The 22,792-nt window shown below is 48.8% G+C and carries 20 protein-coding genes; 1 reads left to right on the top strand and 19 read right to left on the bottom strand.

What is annotated here, in order from left to right; genetic code table 11:
- Nucleotides 1–121: 121 nt before the first annotated feature.
- The 17 genes from KJS63_RS09435 to arfA all read right to left on the bottom strand — a co-directional run bounded on the left by KJS63_RS09435 (nucleotide 122) and on the right by arfA (nucleotide 18,555).
- Nucleotides 122–1,216, bottom strand: coding sequence for a sensor histidine kinase (locus tag KJS63_RS09435; RefSeq protein WP_213618848.1), 1,095 nt, complete (start codon nucleotides 1,214–1,216; stop codon nucleotides 122–124).
- Nucleotides 1,206–1,901 carry a response regulator transcription factor gene (locus KJS63_RS09430; RefSeq protein WP_213618847.1) on the bottom strand — a complete coding sequence of 232 codons (696 nt, stop codon included), beginning with the start codon at nucleotides 1,899–1,901 and terminating at the stop codon, nucleotides 1,206–1,208. The genes KJS63_RS09435 and KJS63_RS09430 overlap by 11 nt, the downstream gene beginning before the upstream one ends.
- Nucleotides 1,902–2,246: 345 nt before the next feature.
- Nucleotides 2,247–2,942, bottom strand: coding sequence for an MORN repeat-containing protein (locus KJS63_RS09425; RefSeq protein ID WP_213618846.1), 696 nt, complete (start codon nucleotides 2,940–2,942; stop codon nucleotides 2,247–2,249).
- A 198-nt stretch (nucleotides 2,943–3,140) separates the two neighbouring features.
- A complete protein-coding gene (locus KJS63_RS09420) occupies nucleotides 3,141–3,878 on the bottom strand; it encodes a nucleoside phosphorylase (protein ID WP_213618845.1) in 738 nt (245 codons plus the stop codon).
- A gap of 1 nt (nucleotide 3,879) precedes the next feature.
- Nucleotides 3,880–4,557 carry a sulfite oxidase-like oxidoreductase gene (locus KJS63_RS09415; RefSeq protein WP_213618844.1) on the bottom strand — a complete coding sequence of 226 codons (678 nt, stop codon included), beginning with the start codon at nucleotides 4,555–4,557 and terminating at the stop codon, nucleotides 3,880–3,882.
- A gap of 13 nt (nucleotides 4,558–4,570) precedes the next feature.
- A complete protein-coding gene (locus tag KJS63_RS09410) occupies nucleotides 4,571–5,446 on the bottom strand; it encodes an ABC transporter permease (RefSeq protein WP_213618960.1) in 876 nt (291 codons plus the stop codon).
- Nucleotides 5,447–5,474: 28 nt separating this feature from the next.
- Complete coding sequence (locus KJS63_RS09405; RefSeq protein WP_068619040.1) at nucleotides 5,475–6,542, bottom strand: ABC transporter permease; 1,068 nt, start codon at nucleotides 6,540–6,542, stop codon at nucleotides 5,475–5,477.
- On the bottom strand, nucleotides 6,529–8,034 hold the full coding sequence (locus tag KJS63_RS09400) for an ABC transporter ATP-binding protein (protein ID WP_213618959.1): 1,506 nt from the start codon (nucleotides 8,032–8,034) through the stop codon (nucleotides 6,529–6,531). Before KJS63_RS09400 ends, KJS63_RS09405 begins: the two co-directional genes overlap by 14 nt.
- 90 nt (nucleotides 8,035–8,124) lie before the next feature.
- On the bottom strand, nucleotides 8,125–9,162 hold the full coding sequence (locus KJS63_RS09395) for a BMP family lipoprotein (protein WP_068619044.1): 1,038 nt from the start codon (nucleotides 9,160–9,162) through the stop codon (nucleotides 8,125–8,127).
- A 342-nt stretch (nucleotides 9,163–9,504) separates the two neighbouring features.
- A complete protein-coding gene (locus KJS63_RS09390; RefSeq protein WP_213618843.1) occupies nucleotides 9,505–10,470 on the bottom strand; it encodes a glycoside hydrolase family 43 protein in 966 nt (321 codons plus the stop codon).
- Between the two features lie 37 nt (nucleotides 10,471–10,507).
- On the bottom strand, nucleotides 10,508–10,687 hold the full coding sequence (locus KJS63_RS26180) for a DUF6171 family protein (protein WP_244862545.1): 180 nt from the start codon (nucleotides 10,685–10,687) through the stop codon (nucleotides 10,508–10,510).
- Nucleotides 10,688–10,787: 100 nt separating this feature from the next.
- A complete protein-coding gene (locus KJS63_RS09385) occupies nucleotides 10,788–12,269 on the bottom strand; it encodes an alpha-N-arabinofuranosidase (RefSeq protein WP_213618842.1) in 1,482 nt (493 codons plus the stop codon).
- Between the two features lie 23 nt (nucleotides 12,270–12,292).
- Entirely contained in the window at nucleotides 12,293–13,693 is a 1,401-nt protein-coding gene (locus KJS63_RS09380; protein WP_213618958.1) for an arabinan endo-1,5-alpha-L-arabinosidase, read from the bottom strand.
- 32 nt (nucleotides 13,694–13,725) lie between these two features.
- Entirely contained in the window at nucleotides 13,726–14,568 is an 843-nt protein-coding gene (locus KJS63_RS09375) for a carbohydrate ABC transporter permease (RefSeq protein ID WP_213618841.1), read from the bottom strand.
- Nucleotides 14,569–14,596: 28 nt separating this feature from the next.
- Entirely contained in the window at nucleotides 14,597–15,541 is a 945-nt protein-coding gene (locus KJS63_RS09370) for a carbohydrate ABC transporter permease (protein ID WP_068619050.1), read from the bottom strand.
- A gap of 85 nt (nucleotides 15,542–15,626) precedes the next feature.
- Entirely contained in the window at nucleotides 15,627–16,976 is a 1,350-nt protein-coding gene (locus KJS63_RS09365; RefSeq protein WP_068619051.1) for an ABC transporter substrate-binding protein, read from the bottom strand.
- Nucleotides 16,977–17,040: 64 nt separating this feature from the next.
- Nucleotides 17,041–18,555: an arabinosylfuranosidase ArfA gene (arfA, locus tag KJS63_RS09360; protein ID WP_213618840.1), complete on the bottom strand. Its 1,515-nt coding sequence runs from the start codon at nucleotides 18,553–18,555 to the stop codon at nucleotides 17,041–17,043.
- 337 nt (nucleotides 18,556–18,892) lie between these two features.
- Here arfA and KJS63_RS09355 point away from each other — a divergent pair, with 337 nt between their 5' ends.
- Nucleotides 18,893–19,810, top strand: a complete 918-nt coding sequence (locus KJS63_RS09355; protein ID WP_068619053.1) for an ArsR/SmtB family transcription factor — start codon at nucleotides 18,893–18,895, stop codon at nucleotides 19,808–19,810.
- Between the two features lie 131 nt (nucleotides 19,811–19,941).
- On the opposite strand, the gene KJS63_RS09350 is transcribed toward KJS63_RS09355, so the two are convergent.
- Both KJS63_RS09350 and KJS63_RS09345 read right to left on the bottom strand, forming a co-directional pair.
- A complete protein-coding gene (locus KJS63_RS09350; protein WP_213618839.1) occupies nucleotides 19,942–21,075 on the bottom strand; it encodes a sn-glycerol-1-phosphate dehydrogenase in 1,134 nt (377 codons plus the stop codon).
- A gap of 16 nt (nucleotides 21,076–21,091) precedes the next feature.
- Nucleotides 21,092–22,762 carry a ribulokinase gene (locus KJS63_RS09345; protein ID WP_213618838.1) on the bottom strand — a complete coding sequence of 557 codons (1,671 nt, stop codon included), beginning with the start codon at nucleotides 22,760–22,762 and terminating at the stop codon, nucleotides 21,092–21,094.
- Between the last annotated feature and the right edge of the window lie 30 nt (nucleotides 22,763–22,792).

Below are 22,792 nucleotides of genomic sequence, written 5' to 3'. Positions count from 1 at the left end.
AAAAGTGTATCGATTCCCAAAAAGCGGCGTTTAGCGGCAATCCAACAAAAAAAGCATGGTTCACCCTAACAACGGTGAACCATGCTTTTTCGTTTTACAAACTTAACATTCTCGTTTATTCTTATTCACTCTGCTGAATTCTTACAGTAAATACAGTCCTCTCCTCGTCACTCTCCACCCGGATCGTCCCGTGGTGCAAATCCACAATATGCTTGGCAATGGCAAGCCCAATCCCCGAGCCCCCCGTATTCTTGTCCCGGGATTTCTCCACCCGGTAGAACCGCTCGAACACACGCGGCAGATCGGCATCCGGGATAGGTTCGCCGTAATTAATGACATCAATAACGGCCTCGCCCCCTTCAATCCGGCCCTTAATGTCCAGATAGATTCCGTCATTCCCATAACGTATCGCATTGGAAATGAGATTCTCATACACCCTTCTCAGCTTATCTCCATCGGCAATAACGATCATCTGGGGACTCCCGAATGATAATCTTGCTTCCATTCCGCTCTCATTAAACTGCCATTGGAACTGAGCCGTGATCTGATGCAGCATCTCCACCAGATTAATCCGGGTCTTGTTCAGCGTCATCTCCCGGTTGCGCAGACGGGTATATTCGAACAAGTCCTCAAGCAGCTGCTTTAATCTCAAAGATTCTTCATAAGCCATATTGTTATAATATCTGAGCTCCACCTCATCCCGGTACCGATCCTGATCGATAAGCCCAAGGTAACCTGTAATGGTCGTTAACGGTGTGCGAAGATCGTGGGATACGTTGGTAATGAGTTCATTCTTGGTTTGCTCCGCACGCCGTTCCTCCTCAAGCGAGATTCTTAACCGCTCCATCATCCGGTTGATATCCGCCGCCAGTTGACCCAGCTTACCAATTGAACGGACGGTAACTTTGCGGTCAAGCTGGCCTTCTTCGAGCTCATGAACCTCCTCGATCAATAAGGTAAGATACTGCTGCTCCTGCCGCCGGCTCTCCCTGCGCCACAAATAAATGGCTGTAACCACCACCACAGGAATGGAAGCAACATAATAAATCTGCGGATTTCCGATTCCATAGTAGAATCCGCGAACAATCCTTCCCAATGTAAGGGCCCCGTTGTTGTAGTATAAATAATTAACCAGTGCATAGAGGAGCCCGCACAGGATTGCGGATACCACCACGGTCCAGAAGAACCACTTAAAAAAACTTAAGCTAGATCTCAATTTTGTAGCCAACCCCCCATACGGTGCGAATCAGCTTTTCTCCGTGCATTTCCTTCTCCAGCTTGTCCCGGAGCCGGCTGATGTGCACGGTCACTGAATTATTGTTCTCGAAGTATTTGTCTTTCCATATGAGTTCAAAAATATCCTCTGAACTGAATACCCGCCCAGGTTGGCTGGCAAGTAGGAAGAGGATGCTGAATTCAATCGGGGTGAGCTTGACGGTACGGTCATCCACCTTAACCGAATGGGTCTCTTTATCAATTTGAAGAGAGCCCAGCTCGATCAGATGGTCCCTTGCCGTAATCGCAGGTTGGGCGCTGTAGAACGCTCTCCGAAGCAGAGATTTCACTCTCGCCACAAGCTCCAGTGGATTAAACGGCTTCACCATGTAATCATCTGCTCCGGTCATCAGACCGGTGATTTTATCCATATCTCCGTCCTTAGCACTAAGCATAAGGATAGGAGTCATGTTGGTCTCGCGGATTTTAAGGCATACCTCGATCCCATCCATACCCGGCATCATAATATCAAGCACCACGAGATGTATGACCTCGTTTTGCATAATTTCAAGCGCTTTATAGCCGTTCTCCGCTTTAAAGACAACGTAACCTTCATTAAGCAGGTAAATTTCAATCAGCTTTGCAATTTTGTCATCGTCATCGACGATCAGTATGTGTCTTTCCATACTCTTCATCCCTTATCATTGAGTTTGTCTGAAATAATCATAACATGATTCCCTATTGCGTTCTCAAACAAAAGGTTAAGAAAGCGTTAAGAAGTTCTTAATAAATACATTCTGAAAGCAAAAGAGATCCATCAGCCGCGTCCTCATGCCATAGTAGACCTGAAGTCGTCTAGAATGCGCGCAATTGAAGTTTATAAAGTGATCTTGAGAGCGTCAGGCGGGAGTTGACAACCAACGCTGATCTTTAAAATGAGTTTAAGTGCTGGTTGGATCATTACAAACTTAACAAACAAGGAACACCCTCGCCGGAATGGCGGAAAGTGTTCCTTGCTGTCTAACCTGATTTTATACCTGTGCACCGAGCTTCTGGAACATCTCCAGATACGGCTTAATTTCCTTGCTAATGCTCTTCAGAAATTTACCGAATTCCACGGTATCATACTCATCCCCAACACCCACATGCCGGTGTATCTTCCCTTTCTTATACTCAAAAGAGAAGAAGTTCTGCTTGTCCACAACCTGCTTGATCCCGGACAGATCGCCCAGTATCCGTAGCAGCATTTTGTCATCCTTATACTCGAAGTAGTAAGGCGGATCGAATTCGCCGTGTCTTATAACAAAGCCCGATAACAGTGCATCCTGCTTGAATTTCCCCTGCTGAACAGCATTCTCGGAAAGCCTAGAGTTTTTGGCGCTCTTCATGATGAGCCTGCCCTCACCCTCTTTCTTGTCATTCACCCAGCTGCCTATGTATTCCTGCTTAATGAGAATTCCGTTCTCCTTCTTGACCTCTGTCAGCTTGCCAAAACCTGATCTGCGTCCGTTCACCCAGCTTCCTGTGTAAACTTTGTTCTTGCTCCAAGTCATGGTTCCCTGGCCGCTTGGCTTCCCGTTCTTTGTTTCTCCGTAGTACACCGCCCCGGAAGGATACTTCACCGTCATTTTTTTAGCCTTTGCTTCCACCGGGCTTGTGGAGGCCACGTTGATTAGAACCATTACGGCCACCAGCAATGCCGCAAATAATCCCCGTTTAAGTCTCATTTCCTACCCCACTCCTTCACTGCTGTGTCATCTACAGCTTTTATATCGGCTGAAGCTCATCTTTATTTCAGACTGCCCCGGATTACCTACTGTCCCCGGTTGATTGAAAAAGCCCTGATCCGCAACATTCGAAATCAGAGCCCTATTTCAGTAAGTCATTTCCTGTTCATATTAACCATTACCCAAGTGGCAAAAGAATTACTGCCCACCCTCAGTCCGTGCCAGCTTGGCAAGCGTAATCAGAGCCGCATCGATCTCCCGCTCCACGGCTAATGCCACTTCGTCGGTATGAGGATTATATGGCTGCTGCTCCGCACTTTCATTTCCATCAAGCGCCACAATGGCTCCAGCCTTCATCCCTCTTAAAGAGGCAATAACAAACAGAGCTGAAATCTCCATTTCTACCGCAAGAACCCCGGCTCTCTTGTAGACTTCCGTAGGCAGCTCCAGAACTCCTGGGAAAAAGGCATCAATTGTCGCCGTAATTCCCTTGCCTACGATTCCCCCTAATCCCTTGGCTGTATCATAAAGCGTATCCGTCACAGTGCTGTCGGATACCGCCGGGAATGCCAACGGAACAAGCTGCCGGGTCAATCCGTCCTCACGGACGGCAGCTGTGCTTACGATCAAGCTTCCTTTCGGAAACTTTTGACTGAAGGAACCAGCTGTTCCTACTCGAATCAGGGTTTTGACTCCAGCCTGTGCCAGCTCTTCGAAGCAGACCGCTGCTCCAGGGCAGCCTACGCCATGACTTACAACACCGAGACGAACGCCATCATATTCGCCTACAAATGTTCGGTATTCTCTGGCGAACGCCAGCTCTTTCGCGTTATCCAGCTTCTCCGAAATTTTCTTGGCGCGGTGCGGATCTCCGCATACAATCACATGCTCCGGAAGATCCTCCGGGTTAATTAGCAGTATAGGCAGCAGGGCCATCTTAATCAAACTCCTTTCGTGTCCATTCATCTTCCGGAATCGGGATCGATTCGCCGGAGAACCGCTGCTCCTTGAACGGATCAGCCGTATTATGAAACCCGTTGCGCTCCCAGAAGCCAGGTCGGTCTTCTTTCATAAATTCAATGCCTTGAATCCATTTCGCACTTTTCCAGAAATACAGATGCGGCACAACCAGACGCAGAGGCCAGCCATGCTTCTCGGTCAGCGGCTTGCCATCATACCGGTAAGCCAGCAGAACATCATCCCTCATCAAATCGGCAACCGGGATGTTGGTGTCATAATCATGATCCGCATGAATCATGACATGCGCCGCCTCCGGCTTCACACCAAGCTCACGGACCAGATCGGAGAATTTCACACCTTCCCATTCGGTATCAAATTTGGACCACCGGGTAACACAATGGATATCACACCGAACCTTAGTCACCGGCAGGGCCAGGATATCCTCCCAGGAGAAGGTCCTCTCTTCTTCAATTTCACCGTATACTCTCAGCTTCCAAGTCGAAGTATTATAATGAGGGACTTCACCTTCATGCAAAATCGGGAATCGGTCTGTTAATGCCTGGCCAGGCGGCAGCCGATGGGCAAGCTCTTGGCTGACCGGCGCTGCCTTGGCGGGGGACTTCACTTTTTTCAGGCGTTCCGCTTTGTTGTGCATATGAGTAACCTCCCTATGACCTGCCATTAATTTTATTGGAGTGCTGCAGGTAACTTTTATCCTTGAAGAAGAACATAGCAATCAGGGTCACGACAAAAGGCAGCATCAATGTGAAATGAGTAGGCAGCGAGAATCCTTGCAGCCGGATGCTTATCGCGTCCATGAATCCAAACAGCAGACTGGATGCGGCCACTCCAAGCGGATTGTTCTGTCCGAGCATGGTCGCTACGAGTGCAATAAATCCACGGCCACCTGTCATCCCTTCGGAGAACATCGTCACCTGACCGAGGGAGAGCTGGGCTCCAGCCAAGCCGCACAACAGCCCGCTTGCGAGAATGGCCCCATACCGGATCCTTCTCACCTTAATCCCAAGGCTCTGGGCCGCTACGGGATTCTCACCTGATGCCAGCAGACGAAAGCCGGATTTGGTCTTGAACAAATAGTACTGCATCACGGCAGCCAGCAGAAAAGCCAAGTACACTAACGGAGAATGGCCCGAGATAATTCCGCCAAGAACCGGGATATCCTGAACCCCGGGGATATTCCAGGTAGGCAGGCCAGTCATGTTCTTGTCATAATAGGCTCCCTTCACATCAAACAGCGCCCTTAGTGTAAACGTGGTTAGTCCTGCGGCCAGAAAATTGAAGGAAATCCCTACAATAATTTCGTTAGCCTTCAGATGAAGGGATATAAAAGCAAGCAGCCATGAGAACAAAGTTACACAACCCGCAGCAAACAGCACGGCAAGCCAAACGTTCCCGAAGAAGTGATTCCCTACGATTGCCGTAAATGCGCCGGTCAGGATCATTCCCTCTAGAGCAACATTGAAAAAGCCCACGCGTGCACACAACGCCCCGCCCAAGGCCGCCAGCAAAATAGGCGTCACCATGCGTATGGTTGAATTAAATAACGAAATATCAAGAAACTGATCCACTCGCTGCTCCCCCCTTCCTGCGCTTAATAAAGCTGTAACTGATACGGGCCGTAACAAACAGGATCAACACGGCCTGTATGACACTGGAGATTTCCAGAGGGACGTCCGTATTTCGCTCCACACCCATTCCGCCTGTCTGAAGAGCAGCAAGAAGAACCGCCGCCAAGGCTGTTCCAATAGGATTAGAACTGGCCAGCATCGCGGCCATAATTCCGGTGAAAGCATAGTTGGGCGCCGAAAGTGCCCCATCCAGAAAACGATACTGGGTGCCCAGCACTTCCACCGTACCCGCCAGACCCGCAAATGCGCCGCTGAGAAGCATGCTGAACAGCATCAAGCGGCCCCGTTTAACTCCGCCGTAGGCGGCGAAGCGGGGATTGCTGCCCAGGGAACGGATCTCATAACCGGATACGGTATACTTCATAAAGACATACAGGATCAGCGTAGCAGCTATCGCGATAATGAAGCCGGTATGTACGCTCATGCCCTTAAACAGCTTGTCGAGCCATAGGCTCTTGTCCACCATCTGAGTCTGTGCCAACGCGGCCGAGCCTGTTGTATCCTTGAAAGGATAGGACACCAGGTAGCCCGTTAAATACTGGGCAATATAGTTAAGTAGCAGCGTGGTAATGATCAGGTTCATCCGGAACCGGGTATCCAGCCAGCTGGCAAAGGCCGAGTACAGCCCTCCTACGATCATACCCACTGCAAAAATTACAGGAATCTTGATCCACACAGGGCCTGGCATATAGATGGCTGTCAGGGAGGCAGCCAAGGCGCCAAGCAGCATCTGTCCTTCTGATCCCATATTGAGGAACCCCGCTCTGAACGCAACCGCAACGCCAAGCCCCACAAGGATAATCGGAGTTGACCGGGCAAGTGTATTGGTGAAGAAATAGAAATTACCGAAAGCCCCCTTCCACATTTCTGCGAAGGTCTCAGTCACAGATCCTCCCACTACCAAGATCGCTGCGGCACCCGCTAAAAGCCCGAGCACAATGGCTACCAGAGGATGGATCAGCTGTTTGGCATTTTGCTTAAGATTGTGCATGAATGTCTCCCCCCGCCATCAATAAACTGATCTTCTCTTCTGTCGCTTCTTCGGTCCGCAGCTCCCCTGTAATGCGGCCTTCGTACATGACAACAATTCGGTCAGAAAGCTTGAGAATCTCCGAGAGCTCTGAGGAAATCAGCAGAATACCGCCCCGTTCTTCCCTTCTTCGCAATAGCTCCCCGTGAATCGTCTCCATCGCACCGATATCCACTCCCCGGGTTGGCTCCGCCGCAATCACAAAAGGCGTTCCATGTCCAAGCTCACGGGCTACGATTAATTTCTGCAGATTCCCGCCCGACAAGTAACGGGCCTTAGTCTCCTGAGAGCTTGTCTTCACGCCGAAAGTGCGAATGAAATCTGCAACCATTTTCCGGCTGCGCTTGCCTTGGATAAAGCCAAACCGCTGATGCTTGCGCTGATAACCCATCAGCCCGTTCTCGAACACGGAAGCTTCGCCTGCAGCCCCCCACATATACCGGTCTTCCGGAATGTGCGCAAGCCCCCGATTCCGGATCTCCCGCACAGAGGACTCTGTCACATCCTGCCCGGCAAGCCTGACCCTTCCTTTATCAATCTTGGCAAGCCCGGTAATGGCTTGAATTAATTCGGATTGTCCATTACCAGAAATGCCAGCGACCCCTACGATCTCTCCAGCACGGACTTGGAGAGAGATCTGATCCAGCAGAGGTTTTCCTTTTCCCGCCTGCAGGGTAACCTGGTCCACATCCAGAACGACATCTCCTGGAACGGACGGCTGCTTCTTAAATTCAGCAAGCTCCCTGCCCACCATCAGCCGGGACAGCTCCTCCGCATTGGTGTCTGACGTATTCAGCACACCGGTTACTTTCCCATCGCGCAGGACGGTAATCCTGTCCGCCACGTCCATGATTTCGTGCAATTTATGGGTGATCAGAATAAAGCTCTTGCCCTTTGCGGCAAGTCCCTTGATCGCTGCAAGCAGTTCCTTCACTTCAAGTGGCGTCAGGACGCCCGTTGGTTCATCTAATACAATAATATCCGCCCCTTGATACAGCACCTTCAGAATTTCCACGCGCTGCTGTACGCCAAGCGAACAATCCCCGATTTTCATCAGAGGATCAACAGGCATCCCATATTGCTGAGACAGCTCTCTGACCACTTCGGCGGCCTCTTTGCGGTCAAACCTCCCTGCCGTACCCGGCTCCCGGCCAATCACAATGTTCTCCGCAATGGAGAAGGACGGGAACAGCATGAAATGCTGGTGCACCATACCGATCCCGCTCTGTATCGCATCAGCAGGAGTCCCAAACTGCCGTTCTTCACCGTCTACCTTAATAACCCCTGAGGTGGGCTGCTCCATGCCGTACAGAATTCGCATGAGCGTTGTCTTGCCTGCCCCATTCTCACCAACCAAGGCATGAATCTCTCCTTTGCGGAGGTTGAAATCCACCTCATGATTTGCCGTCAGAGATCCGTATTTCTTAGTTATCTTCTCCATCTCAAGCAGCATGTCCAACTGGTCTCCTTTCTTCTTAAGCTTGGACCACACCAAAAAGGAAGCCATCTGCTGGATGAGCAGCCGGCTTCCTTAGAGGGATTCTTATTGCAGTGGGTTTTTGACTACAATTTTGCCGGAGACGATATCGTCACGAATTTTCTTCACGTCGTCCACTACCTTTTGTCCGATAAACGGACTGAGCGGCGACTGACTGTCACGGGTCACATAGGTCAGTCCGACTCCATTTTCCTTCAAACCGTAATCCACAGTACCGAATTTAAAGCTTCCGCTTGCGAAATCCTTCACGGTCTCATATGCGGCCGTTGAAGTCTCTTTCAACTGGGAGAGCACCACGTGTTCCGGGTCTACTACGGTCTGATCCGTATCTTGACCGTTTGTGTAGAACCCTTTCTCCTTAGCAGCTTCGAATACGCCCAGGTCGGATACAGCTGCCGCACCGGCGATAAAGTCAGCACCTTGTCCGAATTGCACCAGAGCAAGCTCCTTGGCTTTAGCCGGATCATTAAAGCTGCCGACATAGTTAACCAGATACTTGGCTTTTGGATTCACAGATTTCAGTCCTTCTTCAAATCCGACCGTGTATTTCTTCAGAAGCGGAACATCTTGGGCCGCAACCAAGCCTACAACATTGGTCTTTGTCGCAAGACCCGCAGCAGCTCCAAGCAGATAAGACGCTTCATATTCGCGGAATACGACGCTTCGAATGTTGGGCGCCTCGATAGACGTATCAATAATGGCAAAAGACTTGTCTGGATTCTCAGCAGCCACCTTCTTCAGAGCATCCTCAGCTGTAAATAATGAAGTAATGATCAGATCATAATCTTCCGCAACCGCTGTGCGCAGATTTTGTTCAAATGCTGCTGGGTCGGTGGATTCGATGGTTTTCGTGTCCACTTTGAATTCTTCTCCGGCTTTCTTGAGCCCTTTGTCCATTTCTTCAAAGAATGGATTGACACCGATTTTATCGGGGAGTACCAAGGCAATTTTCTTTTTCTTGCCTGTGTCTTCTTTTCCAGATGCAGCGTTCGCATCGGATTTCGTATCAGCACCTCCAGATGAGCATCCCACCAATGAGATGAACAGAACTGCCGCGAAGATGAACATGATCGATTTCTTCATAAAATAACTCCCCCAATATTTTCATTTGTCTAGTAAATTTATTATATCCTATTTGATTACTTGGTATTTGTCAACGCAAATTTATAGTTATTCACTGAAATAGAAAATATAGACTGTATAATATGGTAATATGTGAAATTATATATAAAATATCTAATAAAGATACATTTTGTCCCATATGAAATGCATCTCTATTGACTTCAGTTTCTTTTCATAGATAACAAAAAAAGGAACACCTTCACCCCATAGAAGAGAAGGTATTCCTTGTCGCAGAATAATATTTATCTCATTTAATAGCTATAGCTACAGCTGCTCATAACCTGTTGAGCCAATCTTCCAGGCTTATCTGATCTGTGTATCTTTAACCGGCGTACCAAAATTCGGCATCCCATCCTCATTCCAGTCAAATACCTGTGCCCGGGTATGGCGGTTCGGGTCGTACAGCGGGTCCCCGGTGATTTCTTTATAATTGCGTGCATGGTAGATCAGGACATCCTGGCCGTCCTCTGACACCGTAAAGCTGTTATGCCCAGGTCCATACTGCCCTGTCTCTTCGTTGGTCTGGAATACGGGCACCGGCGATTTGGTCCATGACGCCGGATTCAGCAAATCCGAGGATTCGTCGGCATACAGGAGACCCATACAATAATTATGATCCGTTGCGCTTGCCGAGTAGCTGATAAAGATCCGTCCGTTCCGCTTGAGTACAGCCGCTCCCTCATTGACTCGGAAGCCGATAATCTCCCAGGGATATTCCGGTGTCGAGATCATGACCTGCTGTCCGCTTAGCGTCCAGGGGTTGCTCATCCTGGAGATATACAGGTTGGAGTTGCCTTCGATCTTCGGATCTTTCTGGGCCCACACATAATACAAGCTTCCTTGATGCTCAAATGTAGTCGCATCAAGCGCAAAAGACTCCCAAGCCGTCTTGATTTGCCCCTTCTCCACCCACTGCCCTTCAAGCGGATTGGCCGATTCATTCTCAAGCGCATACATCCGGTGGTCGAACAGGCCATCCTGGGTCTCTGTAGTTCTGGCAGCCGCAAAATAGATATACCATTTCCCTTGAATATAATGAATTTCAGGGGCCCAAATGTTGGCACTCAGCATGCCTGTCTCATATTTACGCCAAGCCACCACGGGCCGGGCATCTCTCAGCCCTTCAAGTGTAGCCGAACGCCGGATTTCAATCCGGTCATATTCAGGAACCGAAGCGGTAAAATAATAATATCCATCACTGTGCTTGTATACCCATGGATCAGCCCGCTGCTCCACCAATGGATTGTTGTATTCTCTGGTTCTGTCCATTTCCCTTGTCTCCTTATACATGCGAAATTTTATGTTTCTACCATCTTGATTGCCCAGGATATGGGCAGATGGAATCGCTAAGCTTGGCTCTTACCGCAACCAGACAGCCACAGTGCTTGCAGGTTGATTCATATTGAAGTGACGGGCAGCTCCAGCACGTATCCAGACGCCGGGCATATTCCTCATTAGATACGGCAACCCGGTTCTGCACAGCCATTTGAATTATTCGTTCCAGCTTTTCAGAGCTTACCCGGACACTAGCTGAACAGCCTTTGCACCCATCAATGCCATGTTTGACTCCAGTACTAATAGTCATCTTAGTTAAGTGTGAGCACTAGAATGGAAGCGGGAGGCAGTTCAAATTCAAGAACCCCGTCCTTCAGCTCAGCATCTTCAAAATAAACAGGCGCCACAAGGTCCGGCTGCTCAAACGTGTTATGTGCGTTTAGTGAAGTATGAGTCAAAATTTTGCCATACACTTTGCTATAATTGGAACCTTCAATACGGCAGCTAAAGCTCGCTGCTTCTGCGTGATGCAGGTTGCATGCCGTCAGGTGAATCGCTCCTTCCCCATCCATGGAAGCTGAAGCGCTAATCTGTGGGATGGATGCGCCGTTATAAATGTAATTTGGACTTACGAACTCCAGCTCGAGCAGCTCATTATCCATGTGGACCTTGTACATATCGAACACATGATACGTTGGGGTCAGCAGCATACGATCACCCTCGGTAAGGATCAAGGCCTGAAGCACATTCACCAATTGGGCAATATTGGCCATCTTCACCCGGCTGCAGTACTTGTGGAAAATGTTCAGATTGATGCCTGCCACAAGTGCATCACGCAGGGTATTCTGTTGGTACAAGAAACCCGGATTCGTTCCCGGCTCCACATCACACCAGGTTCCCCACTCGTCGATAATAAGCCCTACCCGGCGTTCCGGGTCATATTTATCCATAATTTCAGAATGCTTAATGATTAATTCTTCCATATACAGCGTGTTTTTGAGGGTGGCAAACCACTCGTCTGTGCCAAATTCCGTAGCCGAGCCTTTGCTGGCGAACCAATTGCCCGACGGGATGGTGTAATAATGAAGACTGAGTCCATCCATGAGCTCGGCGGCTTCGCGCATCAGCACTTCAGTCCAGTGGAAGTGATCCGTATTTGCACCACAGGCGATTTTATATACCTTATTCCCACCATAGTTACGTACGTAGGTAGAGTAATGCCGATAAAGATCCGCATAATATTCCGGACGCATATTCCCGCCACAGCCCCAGTTCTCATTCCCTACCCCGAAGAAAGGTAGCGCCCAAGGTTCATCACGGCCGTTGCTCCGGCGTAGGTTGGCCATCGGCGACTCACCGTCAAAGGTCATGTACTCCACCCACTGCTGCATTTCACGAACAGTGCCGCTGCCTACATTACCACTGATATAAGGCTCTGTATTCAGAAGTTCGCACAGACGCAGAAATTCATGTGTGCCAAAATGATTGTTCTCCTCAACCCCACCCCAGTTATTGTTGATCATTCTTGCACGTTCTGAAGCAGGACCAATACCGTCCATCCAGTGATACTCATCGGCAAAACACCCGCCTGGCCAACGCAGGACCGGGATGTTCAAGCGCTTCAAGGCCTCAAGCACATCATTCCGAATTCCTTCCGTATTCGGTATTGGAGAGTCTGGCCCCACCCATAGTCCCTCATATATACATCTGCCCAAGTGCTCGGCAAAATGTCCGTACAAGTGACGGCTTATCGTCCCCTTTTTCTCTCCGGCATTCAGCTTTACGTTAATCATTAGTTGTCCTCCCCACTCTATATTTATTGGTTAGAATCTACTTGTTTGCCCCAGACCGCAGTCCCGTTCCCATCCATTCCGGTAAAAACAAGCGTCTGCCGGTTCCTCTCCCAATCCCAAGATGGCAGCAGCTGAACCCGCTGAACCTTACTCCGGTCTTCCACCGGGTTATTCCACGTCAATGTCATTGTGAACTTGCCATCAAAAGACCATTTCCCCTGTTCCGCCGATCCTTCGATTGTGCCATCCGCTCCAAGCTTGATGTGGCTGGACTGGATCTGACCATCAACGGACTTATCCATAACCAGATACTCCCAACCGCCCGGAATCAGAGACTTAGGGATATCCTGCTGCGTCTCTCCCGCATAGCGTTCGGGCGATACAACCGGCCATCCGTCTTCAGTCCAGAGAATTTTACGCACATGCAGATAGGACCAGTTCTTATCCAACTCACCTCGGGCATGGTGAACGATGAAGTAATTGTCCCCATCCTTGAGCACTGAATTATGCCCTGGTGCAATCCATCCGGCATCTTCACCAAGCCTGTAACCACCGAGAATTTTGTTGCCTATCTCATACTGCGGCTCGTAAGACGTATCTGTCATTTTCTTCCCGTTGTAGTCTACATAGGGACCTGTGATGGAGTCCGACCTTGCAACACGCACATTGTAATCTTCAAATAAAGAGTCATACGAGACGAATAAGTAATATTTCTTATATTTCTCGTTGTAAATGATATAGGGGCCTTCCACTGCCCCATCCTCAGTAACACGGTCACGGGCCGCAATCAAGGTGCCGAAGCCGGGTTCCGCAGGCTTGCCGGTTTCAGGATCGAGCTGAGTGATGTGAATTCCGCCAAAGAACGAGCCATACACCATCCACATTCTGCCGTCCGCATCTGTTACCACATTCGGGTCAATGGCATTAAGTGAGTCCTCGTTCCGGGTCTGCATGACGGCCCCCTTATCGGTCCAAGGCCCTTCAATGGAAGGGGATGTTGCCAGACCAATCATCGACTGCCTACTTCCAAAGGTGGATGCTGAGTAATAGAGACGATAGGTGTCTTTATATTTCACAACATCCGGTGCCCACAGCCCAACAGCGCCACTCCATGCTTTGGCTTCAGAAGGCACATCCGGGAGAGCCTGCCCCACCCATTTCCAATGAATGAGATCGTCAGATTTGCGTACCATCACACCCGGCTTCGCTTCACCTCCTACCTTCACATCTGTGGAGAATACGTAATATCCTTGGTCCGTCTTAACAATGCCTGGATCATGAGCATTGTTAATCGTCCAAGCAGCAGCGTTATCGATGGCCGAAGTATCATACATTTTGATTTCCCCTGGGGAAGGTGGAAATACAGGTTGAGCGGGATTATCCGCCGTACATCCGCTTGCCCCGAACAATAGAAACATAGGAATAACCATAATCGCCCTCCATTTAGCCTGAGGATTCATCCCTTAACTCCGGAAATCGCTACAGACTCAATAATTTGCTTCTGGAACACCAAGAATGTAATAAGAACAGGCAGCAGCGCGATAATTGAAGCGGCCATGATCAGAGGATAGTCCGTCTGTATGGCATAGGTTGCATTATAATTAGCAATCACAAGCTGGAGGGTCTGATTCTCCGGTGAATTTAGATAAATAATAGGTGCCAGATAATCATTCCAGATCCCCATAAACCAAAGAATAAGCTGGGCCGCAACCGCAGGTTTGATTAAGGGGAACGTAATCGTCGAGAACAGCCTGAAGTACGAGCTTCCATCAATTTTGGCAGCTTCAATAATTTCGTTAGGCACACTTACCAGGTACTGTCTGATGAAAAAGATCATCACGATATTCCCGAACAATCCCGGTACGATCAAAGGCAGCAGCGTATCCACCCATCCCAGCTCTGAGAACATAATAAACTGGGGAATCATGACTGCCGGATATGGAATCATAATCGCAGACAACAGCAGCAAGAAAATCTTATTCTTATGCGGAAATTTGAGCTTGGCGAAGGCAAATGCGGCAAGACTCGATGTGAAAGTGCCCACGACCGTTACACTCACCGCTACGATTAAACTGTTTGTAATCCCGGTAAGCAGCGGCCCCTTCTCCCAGATCTCGACGTATGTATTAAAGTGGAATACATCCGGAATCCATTTGGGTGGAAGTGCAAATACATCCTGTTTATCTTTAACAGAGGTGGTAAGCATCCATAATAGCGGGGCAATCATCACGATTGCGCCGATAGCCAGAACGATAAAAATGATCGTATTGGCCAGCCGTCTCTTTTGTGAATGGGACATATTCATATTCGCTCCTTTCTCCTTGTGATCAGTCCATCTCGTAGGACGATTTCTCGTTCATTTTGAATTGGATCAGAGTTACAACAAATATGAAAAGCCCCAAAACGACGGCCATAGCGGATGCGTAACCCATTTGCAGATTTCCAAAGGCTTTCTGCCAAATATAGAAGACAACAGATGCGGAAGAATATTCTGTTCCGCCGGTGGATGTCATGATATTGATTTCCGTAAAGATTTGAGATCCGCCGATTATGCTTGTAACCACAATGAAGAAGGTTACCGGCTTAACCATTGGCCAAGTAATATGCCGGAACGACTTGAAGCCGCTGGCCCCATCCAGCTCTGCTGCTTCGTAATAAGTTCTTGGGATACTCTGAAGCGCAGCCAAATACAAAAGCATAGTGTAGCCAAGACCCTTCCAGACCGTCATGATGATGATGGCCGGCTTCACCGTGTACTTATTGGCCAGCCAGTTCGGTCCGTCAATACCGAAGAGATCCAGAAACTGGTTCACAAGGCCATAATCCCCGTTGTAGGCCCAGTTCCAAAGAATGGAGATCGCAGCCAGGGAGGAGATTACAGGCACGTAATAGATAACCCGGAAAGCTGTTGTGCCTGGGATTTTGCGATTGAGTCCAAGGGCTAGGAGCAGTGCCAGGAACAATCCGATCGGAATCCCGATCATGAGATAGATGGTGTTGAAAGCCGCCTTATAGAACAACTCATCCGAGAATAATTCTTTAAAATTACCGAGCCCTATAAAGGTCATCTGTCCCAAGCCATCCCAATCAGTGAAAGCCCCATAGACGGAATAGATAACCGGAAACAGCGTGAAAATCAACAGTCCCAGAACAGGAGGAAGGATAAATAGATAGCCATATATCTTTTCTTTTCGATACAATCTGGATTTGGTTGCCCCACGCTTCGTCTGAGCTGCAGGGTCTTGAAGCTGCAGATTTGATTTGGTTTCCATGCCTTCACCTCAATTTCGGATGCCGGAATTGAAAATGATGTTAGCCGGATTCGGCAGCTAACATCATTTATTCTCCGGGTAGTCATTACTTCTTGGATCTGTTCTCCTGTTCAATCGCCTTATCGAGCAGCTTCTGCATTTTTGGCTGTTCCTGCTTCACGTACTCTGCTGCAGTGATTTTGCCATCAAGAACAGGTTGGATATCCGTAAAGAACAAGTTGTACCATTCCGCATTGTAGGTATAGTTGCCTGGCAACGCCCTTCCGTACTCCTCAACGATTTGAAGGAATTCCTCTTTATTCGCCGGCTTGGTTGAGGTATCTGCCGCCCATGTTTTGGCCATATCAACCATGTTAGGGATTTGGACTTTCGCTTTGACCAGCGCATCCATGCCTGCTTTGGAAGTAGTCAGATAGTTAACCAGCTCTACTGCTTCATCCGGATACTTGGTCTTTTTCGATACCCCTATCCCGAGTGAACCGGTCCAGGTCGCTGATTTGCCAGTTGACCCGGCTGGGTAAGGAATCAGATCATATTCGAAAGGCAGCTTCTCATAAGTAGACATATCCCATGGCCCCACAGGGAAGAAGGCCAGCTGCCCTTTCATCCAGCGCTGATACGTATCGAGCGTCTGGGAATCTGCGATCGTCGGAGTAACTTTGCTTACGTTCTGTAAATCGGCAAGGTATTGAAGCGCTTCAGCGAATTTAGGATCGTCGACCGTTACCTTGGTCTTGGAGGAATCCAGGAAGTCCGCCCCATTACTCCAAACAAAGGACTGAAGTGCCCAGTTAATGTTAAAACCGGAGCCGAACTGATCCAACTTTCCATCTCCGTCCGTATCTTTGGTAAGCTCCTTCTGAACCTTCAGGAATTCTTCCCAGGTCATCGGCTTATCCTTATCGGGCAGCGGAATTCCAGCCTTCTCGAACATCGTTTTGTTATAACCGAGTGCAAATGGCCCTACGTCTTTAGGCATTCCATAGATATCACCTTGACCAGCCATTTTTCCGTCATAGCGGTACAGATCAACACCATATTTCCAAATATTGTTCAGATTGATGTTCTTATTCTTCTCGATATATGGCGTCAAGTTCATAAGAACTCCGCTGTTGACATAAGCCTTGAGATCGCCGGATTCAAAATAGAACACGTCGGGAAGTTTATTACCTGTGATGGCGGCTTTTAATTTGGTTGCATATTGGTCACCTGTTGTAATTACAGTTTTGACCTTGATATTCGGATGATCAGCTTCAAACTGCTTAACCACATTCTTGTAGGCAGTTTGTTCATCAGGTCCTCCGCGGAACATAAACGTCAATTCCTTAGTCCCGCCTTCGGCACTGCTTGACCCTCCCTTACCACAACCTGCTAGTACGGTGGAGCACACAAGAATCAGTGAGATCCATGTTAACCAACCTTTTTTCTTTATCACTAGAACCCCTCCTAATAAATCAAAGATTTGGAACCGTATTCAAATAGGCCAATACCTTTGTTCCCTAGACTTTGCGCAGGCGGATCACATTCCATGAAGCTTTAGACAAACGGGCATTTACATATCCGCCATTCCATGTCGAGCTGCCTTGAGTATGAGGTCTTACACTCTCTTCTTCAGCCGTATTAACCGCCTTCAGATTCTCATGTTCCAGGACAATATGCTCCACAATACGGTACCCTTCAAACCCGCGCACATCACACTTCAGTTCAAGCGCCTCTTCCAGATGCCTGTTCACCGCGAATAGGGTTAATTCCTCAAGCTCTTCGTTATATACAACCGCACTGTCCAAATAAGGAATATCCGTATAATCTTGAGCATCATATTTAGGAGAGTCCACCACCGGTCTTAGCGACACCCCCCTGCCGTATTGCGAGGCATGCAGATAAGGGTAGAAAATCGTCTGCTTCCACGCTCTACCGCCGTTCTCGGTCATGATTGGCGCAATCACATTGACCAGCTGGGCCAGACAGGCAATCTTGACACGGTCCGCATTTCTGAGGAAAGTAATCAGCATGCTCCCAACCAGCAGCGCATCTTCAAAATTATAAATATCCTCCAGCTGGGGAGGTCCTACACTCCAGGGTTCAAGCTTGGCGTCCGCATCATTCGAATGGTACCAGACATTCCATTCGTCGAAGCTAAGCATCATGGTCTTCTTGCTCCGCTTCTTCGCTTTGATGTAATCACAGGTCGAGCTGACGGTATGGATAAAATGTTCCATATCCATCGTCCGTGCCAGGAAATTAGCCGAATCGTTGTCTCTGTTCCCGTAATACTGATGCAGGGACACATAATCCGCAATCTCGTATGTATGATCGAGGGTTATGGCTTCCCATTCAGGAAAAGTCGGCATTCCCGTGCTTGAGCTCCCACAGGAAACCAGCTCTATCGATGGATCAACCAGCCGCATAGCCTTTCCAGTCTCATAGGCGAGTCTTCCGTATTCCTGCGGGGTCTTCTGACCAATCTGCCAAGGGCCGTCCATCTCGTTCCCGAGGCACCAGGTCTTAACGCCATGCGGCTGTTCATACCCATGCCGGCGGCGCAGGTCACTCCAATAACTGCCCTCTGGATGGTTGCAATACTCCAGCAAATTTCTCGCCGCATCCACGCCGCGGGTACCGAGATTGACTGCCATCATGACCTCTGAACCTACTTCCCTGGCCCACTTCATAAATTCATTGGTCCCCACCTCATTAGGCTCCGTAGTTCGCCAAGCCAAATCCAATCGTTTGGGACGCTGATCAACAGGTCCTACGCCATCTTCCCAGTTATAGCCTGAGACAAAGTTGCCGCCTGGATAACGTATGATGGGAACATTCAGTTCTTGGACAAGCTGTTTGACATCCTCGCGAAACCCTTCCGGGTCAGCTGTTACATGAGCGGGTTCATAAATACCTCCATAGACCGCCCGGCCCAAATGCTCTATGAAGGAACCGTATATACGGTTGTCGACCTCCGCGATCCGGAAGGCTTTGTCCACAACCATTCCTGCTTTAAGTTCTGATAATGACATGTGCTCACCATCCATTTTAATGAAGTTTAAAATGATTTATTATATAGTTAATGAATCCGCTTACACTTATAAATTATCACATATGCACCTCCTTGTAAACAATAATATCTAAAACATTTTATGTATTTATGAAATAAAGAGGAATAATCTTATATTATTCGTTTTTTACTCATTTTATAAAGCTTTATATTTAGATAAATATAAAATAAATCGAAGAATAATTCAAAAAAATTCTCCGATTCTAAAGTAAATAATAAATTTAGAGCCTAATCTTTATTTTAATTGGAATTTAGTTTATGATTATCTAAAATAATTACTGGAAGAAGGTTCAAGAACCATGATATACATCAAGGACTTAATGAGTGGAATTGATATTTTCAAGGCGTTAAGCTCTGAAATTAGAATTCAGATCCTCGAACTGCTGTCTAAGAACCAAGCTTTGAACTTAAATGACCTGGCTACGAGGCTGAATTTAAGCAATGGGGCTATTACTATGCATATCAAGAAGCTGGAAGAGAGCGGACTCATTGAAATTAATACCTCTGTCGGCAAACACGGGATTCAGAAAATGTGCTATTTGAACAAAGATAAACTGATTATCGATCTGCAAAGCAAAGAAACGGAGAACCTTTACGAAGTTGATATCAAGGTTGGGCATTACAGCGACTATTCTGTCACGCCAACCTGTGGGCTTGCAACCAAAGACAGCATCATCGGGGACTTTGATGACCCAAGATATTTTGCCGATCCCCAGCGGATCGATTCCGAGATCATCTGGCTGTCTGAAGGATATTTGGAGTACCGCATACCCAACTATTTGAAGCCGAACCAGACCTTCCGTGAGATCCAGTTCTGCATGGAGCTTGGCTCCGAGGCTCCGGGTTATTGCGACAATTATCCCTCCGACATTTATTTTTACCTAAACGGGGTAGAGCTGGGATACTGGACAAGTCCTGGCGATTTCGGAGACACCCGTGGCACCTTTAATCCCGAATGGTGGCCGCCTCACCTGAACCAATACGGCATGCTCAAGCTGATTCGCATCAACAATGAAGGAAGCTTCATCGACGGCTGCCGGATCTCGGATGTAACACTGGATCAGATTCAGTTAGACTACAAAAGTGAGCTGACTTTCCGTATTGCCGTCACGGATAATTCGGTGAATAAGCGGGGTCTGACCATCTACGGCAAATATTTCGGCAACTATGCCCAAGACTTGTCTGCAAGAATCTTGTATAACGTCGAGGAGCAATAAATGGACAAACAGTTAGTTGAAGCAGATCGTTATCAATCATGATCAATGCTGCCGAAATGAGGTAATCTTATAAAAGGATCACATCAACTTACACAAGAGATGTGATCCTTTATTACATAAGCAGCTAATTGTTAGGCCTCGTTCAGAGCTCTAAGCAGAGTATGGCGCGGGCGCAGCTTGTGAGCTTCGTTAAGGCTTCGCTCAAGCAGCTGGTCATCGATGCCGAGCTCCACTCTGCTTACAGGCCCATGAACCGTATTCAGCAACTGGCGAATCTCGGATTCTGACGGGATATCATCCACCCACTTGCGAATTTGGGCACCGAATTTCTTTAATTCCTCCGGTTCACTGCCAGGGTAGACGCCTTGGTCCACAGCATTATGATACAAGCGGGAGATTTCCGCACAAGCTACCCCCACCTTCGCTCCGTGAAGATGAGCTCTGCTTCCCCGCCTTAAATATTCCATCTCCCAGTAATGGGACAGATGATGCTCCGCCCCAGAGGCAGGATGAGATTGGCCAAATAAAAGCATAGCAATTCCCGATTCAATTAAAGCGGTCATTAAGGTATGAATACCCGCTTCTGTCCGGCTGCCGATCTGCTCCACGTGATCCACACACGACTTTAAAGCGCGCTCCGTAATGGCAGCCACTTGTTCATCATAGGGTTCGCCGGCGGTAAGATGGGAGAATTTCCAGTCGAACAAGGAAGTGTATTTGCCCAGCATATCTCCGAATCCTGCGGCAATCAGCGGCTGGGGAGCATTCATAAGAATGTCCAAATCAGCAAAAATCGCAGTAGGAGGAACCGCAGCCACGGTCGTTTTTACACCTCGAAGAATAAGTGGGGCCCCAGATGAAGTGAACCCGTCGACGGATGGAGCTGTCGGCACAGAGACGAAGGGGATTCGGGTCTTGTGACTGACAAAACGAACAATATCATGAATTGTCCCGGAGCCGACCGCAATCAGACAATCCGTCTGATCCGGCTCCAAGCTCTGAAGCACTTCTACAATTGTCTGTTCGTCAGCGGCATAATCCCCCGCTGTATTGGGAGTCAGCAGCTTGATCTTCGCTTGAACTCCCGACTGGGAAAGATGGTCAGAGAGAAGCTCCCCTGCCGCCTCGTATGTGTTCTTGTCAGCCACCATCAGCGGCTTCAAGTAGTTCCGTTCCAGCAGATAACCAGGTACTTCCCGGATGGCTCCCCGGCGTAATGATATCTGTTTAATAGCCGTAGCTGTTTCCTCAGATATACCGCTCATGGATATTCTCCCCCTTCTATTCTGCGGATTTCTTGATCGCTTTCAGCCGTTTCATCACATCATTCCCGCCCCGTCCAAAGTACTCATGAAGCTTGCTGTATTCCTGATACAGCCGTTCATAGATTTCAACGTGCTCGGGAATAGGTTTGAAGGTTTCTTCCTTAACTCTGGCCATGCTTGCAGCAGCCTCAAGAATGGTGTCATAACCGCCCGCTTCCGCTCCCGCTGCAACTGCAGCAAACATCGCGGCGCCGAGGGCCGGCGTCTGTTTGGAATCCGCAACAAAGATTTCGCGGTTCGTGACATCGGCATAAATCTGCATGAGTAAGCGGTTTTTCTGCGGCAGTCCACCGCATGCATAAAGAGCATCCACCGGAACCCCATTAAAGTGGAAGGCATCCACAATTTTACGGGTTCCGAACGCTGTAGCTTCAAGTAGAGCACGATAGACTTCCTGCGGCTTTGAGAGCAGAGTAAGGCCCACAATAAGACCAGTCAGGTCGGTATCAACCAGGACAGAGCGGTTCCCGTTCCACCAATCCAGCGCAAGCAATCCTGTCTCGCCCGGCTGATACTTCGCAGCCTCCCGTTCAAGCCATTGATGTACTCCAATGCCTTCTTTCTCCGCACTTTCTTGGACATATGCCGGAAGAGATTCCTCTACGAACCACTCGAAAATATCGCCCACCGCGGATTGACCAGCTTCATATCCATACAATCCTGGAATAATGCCGTCCTCAACAACACCGCACATTCCCTCCACCTGCTTCTCTTCGGTCCCAAGCAGCATGTGGCAGATCGAGGTGCCCATCGCCATCACCATTTTGCCCGGAGTTACAACGCCTACGGCTGGGACAGCCGCATGCGCATCCACATTTCCGACCGCAACCGCAATCCCCTTCTTAAGGCCTGTTAGCTCAGCCATGGCTTCCGTAAGTCCACCTGCTGAAGATCCTAGCGGGACCACCTCTCCACGAAGTTTCGTATCCGTTAATTGCTCAAGCCGTGGATCAAGCGCCTTGAAATATTCCCTGCTTGGGAATCCGTCCTGCTTGTGCCAGATCGCTTTATAACCGGCTGTACAGCTGTTGCGGACCACCTTGCCCGTCATTTGAGCAATGACCCAATCCGTTGCCTCCAGAAAAAGATCTGCCTTGTCATAAATTTCCGGAGCTTCATCCAGAATCTGCCAAATTTTCGCGATCATCCACTCCGAGGATATCTTCCCGCCATACCGCGGCAGAAAGGCCTCCCCCCGCTGAGCGGCAATCTGGTTGATCTTGTCTGCCTCAGGCTGCGCAGCATGATGCTTCCACAGCTTCACCCAGCTGTGAGGCTGGTCCGCATATTCCGAATGGAAGCACAGCGGCTTCCCTGCCTCATCAACTGGCAGCATCGTGCAGGCCGTAAAGTCAATCCCGATCCCGATAACCTCATCCGCATTGACTCCTGATTGCTGAAGCACCGCAGGCACTGATTTTCTTAACACTTCCAGATAGTCATCCGGGTGCTGGAGCGCCCAGTCATGCGGCAGCTTGATTCCCGAACCAGGCAGGTACTCGTCAATGACATGGTGCGGATACGGTGTGACATGATCGGCAACTTCGTTACCGTTCGACAGATCAACGAGAACAGCTCGCCCGGATTGTGTCCCGTAGTCAACTCCGATGGTATATTTTGTTCCCATGTCGGCTTCCTCCTCACAAATTACAGATTA

The sequence above is a fragment of the Paenibacillus sp. J22TS3 genome, assembly GCF_018403205.1.
GTDB lineage: Bacteria > Bacillota > Bacilli > Paenibacillales > Paenibacillaceae > Fontibacillus > Fontibacillus tuaregi.
The sequence above is the reverse complement of the archived record's forward strand: the minus strand, read 5'-3'. Positions and strand labels throughout refer to the sequence as shown.

Excerpts from the sequence above, each read along its gene's own strand:
- KJS63_RS09350 (WP_213618839.1), bottom strand. The coding sequence starts at position 21,075 with ATGAGCGGTATATCTGAGGAAACAGCTACGGCTATTAAACAGATATCA.
- KJS63_RS09390 (WP_213618843.1), bottom strand. The coding sequence starts at position 10,470 with ATGGACAGAACCAGAGAATACAACAATCCATTGGTGGAGCAGCGGGCT.
- KJS63_RS09400 (WP_213618959.1), bottom strand. The coding sequence starts at position 8,034 with ATGCTGCTTGAGATGGAGAAGATAACTAAGAAATACGGATCTCTGACG.
- KJS63_RS09415 (WP_213618844.1), bottom strand. The coding sequence starts at position 4,557 with ATGCACAACAAAGCGGAACGCCTGAAAAAAGTGAAGTCCCCCGCCAAG.
- KJS63_RS09375 (WP_213618841.1), bottom strand. The coding sequence starts at position 14,568 with ATGTCCCATTCACAAAAGAGACGGCTGGCCAATACGATCATTTTTATC.
- KJS63_RS09385 (WP_213618842.1), bottom strand. The coding sequence starts at position 12,269 with ATGATTAACGTAAAGCTGAATGCCGGAGAGAAAAAGGGGACGATAAGC.
- KJS63_RS09425 (WP_213618846.1), bottom strand. The coding sequence starts at position 2,942 with ATGAGACTTAAACGGGGATTATTTGCGGCATTGCTGGTGGCCGTAATG.
- KJS63_RS09345 (WP_213618838.1), bottom strand. The coding sequence starts at position 22,762 with ATGGGAACAAAATATACCATCGGAGTTGACTACGGGACACAATCCGGG.
- KJS63_RS26180 (WP_244862545.1), bottom strand. The coding sequence starts at position 10,687 with ATGGCTGTGCAGAACCGGGTTGCCGTATCTAATGAGGAATATGCCCGG.
- KJS63_RS09430 (WP_213618847.1), bottom strand. The coding sequence starts at position 1,901 with ATGGAAAGACACATACTGATCGTCGATGACGATGACAAAATTGCAAAG.
- KJS63_RS09420 (WP_213618845.1), bottom strand. The coding sequence starts at position 3,878 with ATGGCCCTGCTGCCTATACTGCTAATTAACCCGGAGGATCTTCCGGAG.
- KJS63_RS09405 (WP_068619040.1), bottom strand. The coding sequence starts at position 6,542 with ATGCACAATCTTAAGCAAAATGCCAAACAGCTGATCCATCCTCTGGTA.
- KJS63_RS09370 (WP_068619050.1), bottom strand. The coding sequence starts at position 15,541 with ATGGAAACCAAATCAAATCTGCAGCTTCAAGACCCTGCAGCTCAGACG.
- KJS63_RS09355 (WP_068619053.1), top strand. The coding sequence starts at position 18,893 with ATGATATACATCAAGGACTTAATGAGTGGAATTGATATTTTCAAGGCG.
- KJS63_RS09410 (WP_213618960.1), bottom strand. The coding sequence starts at position 5,446 with ATGGTGACGCCTATTTTGCTGGCGGCCTTGGGCGGGGCGTTGTGTGCA.
- arfA (WP_213618840.1), bottom strand. The coding sequence starts at position 18,555 with ATGTCATTATCAGAACTTAAAGCAGGAATGGTTGTGGACAAAGCCTTC.
- KJS63_RS09395 (WP_068619044.1), bottom strand. The coding sequence starts at position 9,162 with ATGAAGAAATCGATCATGTTCATCTTCGCGGCAGTTCTGTTCATCTCA.